This window comes from Streptomyces sp. NPDC058964 (genome assembly GCF_042741275.1).
Lineage (GTDB): Bacteria > Actinomycetota > Actinomycetes > Streptomycetales > Streptomycetaceae > Streptomyces.
The window spans coordinates 1-5,405 of record NZ_JBHYKH010000581.1; the positions used below are offsets into that span (position 1 = coordinate 1).

The 5,405-nt window shown below is 76.1% G+C and carries 3 protein-coding genes; all 3 read left to right on the top strand.

The annotated features are described in order from the left end of the window. Positions 1-3,795 (top strand): hypothetical protein (locus ACFW2E_RS40715; protein ID WP_384475311.1); only part of this gene is annotated, 3,795 nt, incomplete at its 5' end. 52 nt (positions 3,796-3,847) lie between these two features. Then, positions 3,848-5,017, top strand: coding sequence for an AAA family ATPase (locus tag ACFW2E_RS40720; protein ID WP_384475313.1), 1,170 nt, complete (start codon positions 3,848-3,850; stop codon positions 5,015-5,017). A gap of 5 nt (positions 5,018-5,022) precedes the next feature. Next, a partial coding sequence (locus ACFW2E_RS40725; RefSeq protein ID WP_384475316.1) for a DUF5682 family protein occupies positions 5,023-5,405 on the top strand: 383 nt, incomplete at its 3' end.

Genomic DNA, 5,405 nt, shown 5'->3' on the forward strand with positions numbered 1-5,405 from the left:
CTCTGCGCCGCGCAGCGCGTCCCCCTCGCGATCCCCGGCGCCGACGTGGACGTCCATCTGGCCCTCGACCGCTGGCTGCGCGACTCCGGGGACGGGCGGCGCGACCTGGTCGCCACCATTGCCGACCCGGGTTTCCGCGCCCTGCTGCTACGGGCCGTGGGCACCCTCGGCGAACACCGGTCGGCCTCGGACCTGCAGCAGGCCGCCGCGCATCCCGTGCTCTCCGACGTGCTGCGGGAGTGGCTGCAGGCGGCGGCCGAGGAGTTCACCGGCTCGGCGGGCCTGCCCGGCGCCCGTGCGGCGCTCGACCGGCTGCGCCCCTTCCACAGCGTGGCCGGCCGGGTCGGCCCGCTCGCCGTCGCCGGCGTCGCCGCGCACGACGTCGCGCCACTGCTCGGCCGCACCCTGCGCGCCGGCATCCTCGACGAGCTGGGCTGGCCCGCCCTGGAGGAGGGACTGCGGCTGCTCGACGAGAAGCCCAGGAAGGGCGAGGACAACACGCTGACGGTCACCGAGGCCTGGCCCGCCCTGATCCTCGCCCGGCCGCGCAAGGCCGTCGTCGTCGGCCCGGACGGCATCCTGCTCGAACACGAACTGCGGCTCCCCGCCGACCTGGACCGCTGGCAGCGCCCGCGCTTCCGCTACACCGACGGCGAGTTGCTCGTCATGTGGCGGCAGGGCGCCAAGCAGTCCGCCTACTGGTCCAACCGCCCGGACGAGGTGTTCACCCTGGGCGGCGAGCAGATCCCCACCTGGTGGTCGAGCAACGACACCGGCACCCCGTCGATCCCGCTGCCCGGCGGCGGCCGCGCCACCGGCGGCCGTACGCTGCACGCCGGTGACACCGTCCTGCCGCCCGCCCGTCCCGTCATGGGCGACGGCACGGCCTACTGGCGGCAGGGCAGGCAGGGCCGGGAGACGGTGTGGCTCGAGTACGACCCCGGCTCCGGCACCCACGGGCGCGCGTCGCTTCCCGCCTTCCTGCGCTCCGGCATCCGCGAGGGCGCGTCCCTGCAAGCCGCGCACTGCGAGGTCCTGCCCCTGCAACCGGGCCTGGAACACAGCCCCTTCGGCACCGACGGCACGGTCCTCGGCCGCTGGGTGCGCAGGGAGGGAACGGGAGCCGAGGCACGGACCGTCACCGGTACTCCGGACGGCCGGACCGTGGCGCTGCCGGCCGAGCGGGGCCGGGTGCGCGCCGTTCCGCTGGGCGCGCTGCGGCTGCCCGGCGGAGCCGAACCCGTCGTCGCCCGCGTCAACCTGACGGTGTCCCTGTTCGCGGCCGACGACACCTCGTCCACCGGTGAGCTCGGCCGTGTCACTCCGCACGAGCAGGGCGGGGAGTTCGCGGCCGGCACCCGGTTCGTGCCGCCGGTCGCCTTCTGGCACGCCCTGCGTCCCCGCGACGAGCGGGGCTCGGCGGTCCTGCGCGCGCTGACCGACGAACGGGCGGCCGGGATGCTCCGGGTCACCGCCGCCGACCTGGCCGAACGGCAGGAGCGGCTCGCGCGGGCGGGCGGCGCCGACGGCAGGCCCGCCACGCGGACCGGCGACGGCGAGCCGGCCGTGCCGACCGCGGACGAGGTCGCCCTGAAGGCCGTACGCGGCGCCCTGCCGGAACTCACCGACGAGCGGCTGCTGACCGGTGTCGCCGCCCTCGTCCGCTCCGCGCTGCGCATCACCGAGTCGGCCACCGCCTTCGTGACGCCTCCCCGGGAACGGCCGCGGCCGTCCAGCCGCACCGAGGGCATGTTCGCCGACTACAGCCCCCGGCACGGCGAGGACCGCGACCTGCACGACGCCGCCGCCGGCATCGCCGACCTGAGCGGCTGGTGGGGCGGGGAACGGTGGAGCGTGCTCCGGCAGATCCGTTCGGTCAACCACGTACTGTCCGGCGAGCCCGCCGACGGCAGACCGCTGCCCGACCGCGAGCGGCACACCGACCTCGGCGACGGCTGGCGCAGCGACGAGCACACGGTCCCCGGGATCGGCATGGTGTGGCCCTCCGTGCTGAGCGGGCTGCGGCCGCTCGCCTACCGGGCCGCCTCGCCCGCCCTGACCGACGCCCAACGGGAGCCGCTGCTCCTGCTGTTCGAGGCCGTCGGCGAGGGGCCGCTGGCCGCCCCGGACGGCACGCTCCGGGAGATCGTCCTGAGCGAGCCGCACGACAGGCAGCAGCGCGCCGGCCAGGTGCTCCGCCGCGAAGGCCGCACCGTCGTCGTGCTCGGCTGCCAGAGCGTCGACAGCCAGCGTGAGCGCGTCAACTGGCTGGCCCTGGACCACGACCCGTCCGGCGCGTTCGGCGCGGTCGCGCACTTCACGCTGGACAAGGAGACCCGGCACACGTCCGCGATCTCCTCCGAGCGGCTCGCCGCCGTCACCCGGCTGATCCGGGACAAGGGCGCGGCCGTCTGGCGGCCCGAGGCACCCGCAGAGCTCGCGGCGGCGACCGGCGGCGGACTGGGCCCGCTCCAGGCCACCGTGCTCCTGGCCGGTCAGCCGTCCGCACCCGGCGCGGAGGGTCTCGCCGTCATGGGCCTGAAGCCGCGTCAGCGGGACTTCGGCACCGCCATGCTGGGTTCCGTCGCCCGGCGGGACCGGGCGGCACTGATCGGTGCCCTGCTGCCCGAGGACCCCGCCGACCTGTGGACGGCCGGACCGGACACCCGGGCCGCCGGCCGGGTGTGGGCCGAGCGCCTCGCGTCGTTCGTCCGCCTGCCCGAGGACACCGCCGCCGACCTGGCCGGTGTGTCCGTCGCCTCGGCCGAGGCCGTGCTCAACCCCGCACGCACCCCCTGGCTCAGCCGCACCACGGTCCAGCGGCCCGACAAGGACGGCAACCTGATCGCTCAGGACCCCGCGGCCGTTCCCGGGCGGTACGACATCACCCGTGCCGTGGACGCCCTGGCCACGCTCGCCTACGCCCTGCCGTACGGACACGCCCTGCGCGCCGTACTGCCGGACGGCCTGGCCGCGCTGCGCCGCCGCCTCTCCGACCCGGAACTGCTCGTCGACCTCGACATCGAGTGGACGGAGAAGGGCGGGTCGACCGCCGTCGAACTCCGCAAGGCGTTCGGGCTTCCCACCGCCGGAGGCGCCGACGCGCACGGGCTGACGCGCCTCGGCGAGGCGCTCGTCCTGCGCCCCTGGTACGGGGACACCGAGACGGTCCTGGTCCGCCCGGCCGGACTCGGCGGACCGGACGACGCGGTCCTCGGGCTCGTCGAGGGGCTGGTGGGCCGGGAGCGCGGGGGCGGTGTCCGGGCGCTGCGGACGATCCTCGGCGACGACCTCGCCCGCGCCCTCGCGGCGGGCACGGACGCCGACGGCCCCACCGGCCACGCCCAGGACGCCGGAGCGAGCGTCCCCGCGCTCGTCGCCGAGGTCGCCGCGGCCCGCGGCCTGAGCGGGGACGCGGCAGCGCTCTACCTCCAGCTGCTGGCCCTGCCCGATCCGACCGACCGCGACTGCGCCCGCTGGACCGGCTGGAAGCCCACCCGGTTGAAGAAGGCCCGTGCCGAACTGGCCGCGACCGACCTGGTCGTCGAGGCGAAGCGGCCGCGCGCCGGACGCACCCAGTTCCTGCCCTGCGGCTGGTACGACCTCAAGGCTCCGGCGCTGCCCGTGGAGACCTGGAAGGAGGGTCTCTACCCGGTCACCGGGCGGAGCCGGGCCGTGCCGCTCGTCGCGGTGCCCGAACTGTTCGCCCGCGCCTGGGACCGCGTGCGTGCCGGGGACGCCCCGGCGTACGAGGAACTCACCACACGGGCCACCCGCAAGGGGCGCCGCCGATGACCGCGCTCCGGACCCCGCAGACCTCTGACACCACCCCGAAGGACCGCCGCCGATGACCACAGCCGTCGCCCCCGACACGACCCGTCAGATCGTCCCGCCCGAGGACAGGCACGCCACCGAACTGGCCTTTCTCGCGGCCTACGACGACGGGCCGCGCCCGCCCGCCTGGCGGCTCACCCCGCGCGCGGTCGTCACCTTCGTCATGGGCAGCGGCGGTCAGGTCCTGAAGCTCCCGGACGGCACGGAGGCGCCCGACGGCGTGCCGCGCCGGCTGGTGGTGGAGGGCAAGTTCGTCGGTGACCGGGCGCTGGTCGAACGGTGTGTCGTCACCCTCGCCGGTGAGCGCGGTCTGCTGCTCGTCGGCGAGCCGGGCACCGCCAAGTCCATGCTCTCCGAGCTGCTGTCGGCCGGGGTCTGCGGCACCAGCGGCCTTGTGGTTCAGGGCACGGCGGGCACGACCGAGGACCAGCTCAAGTACGGCTGGAACTACGCCCTGCTGCTGGCCAAGGGGCCCAGCCGCGAGGCCCTCGTGCCCTCCCCCGTCCTCACGGCCATGGAGCGGGGCGCCGTCGCCCGGGTCGAGGAGGTCACCCGCTGTCTGCCCGAAGTGCAGGACTCCCTGGTGTCGTTGCTCTCCGAGCGGCGCATCGCGGTGCCCGAGCTGGCCGGCACGGACGACGCCCTGGCCCACGCGGCGCCCGGTTTCACCCTCATCGCCACGGCGAACCTGCGGGACAAGGGCGTGTCGGAGATGTCCGCCGCGCTCAAGCGCCGGTTCAACTTCGAGACCGTGGGTCCCATCCCGGACCTCGACGCGGAGACCGCGCTGGTGCGCAGCCAGGCCCGCGCCTCCGTCGAGCGGGCCGGGGCGGCCTTCCGGGTCGACGACACCGTGCTGGAGGCACTGGTCACCGCCTTTCGCGACCTGCGGGAGGGCCGGTCGGCCGAAGGCTGGGAGGTGGAGCGGCCGTCCACCGTGATGAGCACGGCGGAGGCCGTCTCCGTCGCCGGCGCGCTGGGGCTGGCCGCGGCCTACTTCCCCGGGGACCGGGACGTGCTCGGGCTGCTGCCGGGGCATCTCCTCGGTGTGGTCCGCAAGGACGACCCCGCCGACGCGGCCCGGCTGCGCGGCTACTGGGACGGTCCGGTGCGGCGGCGCGCCGAGCAGGGTTCGGCCACCTGGCGCACCCTGTGGGACCTGCGCACGGTCCTGGAGGGCTGACGGCCGTGCCCCTGTCCCCCGCAACGCCCGCCCCCGCCTCCTGTCCTGCCTCGCCCGACGAGGCCGTCGCGACGCTGACCGACCCGGCGGGTCCCTACCTCATCGGTGTACGGCACCACGCGCCCTCCCTGGCCGCGGCGGTACCCGCGCTCCTCGACGCGGCGGAGCCGGACGTGCTGCTCGTCGAACTCCCCGCCGAGATGCAGGAGTGGCTGCCATGGCTCGCCCATGAGGAGACCAGGGCCCCGGTCGCCCTCGCCGCGGCCCCCGCCGACGGCGGCGGGGGTCCGGCCTTCTACCCCTTCGCCGACTTCTCGCCCGAACTGGCGGCGGTGCGCTGGGCCGGGCGGCGGGGCGTCCCGGTGGTGGCCTGCGACCTGCCGCTGGC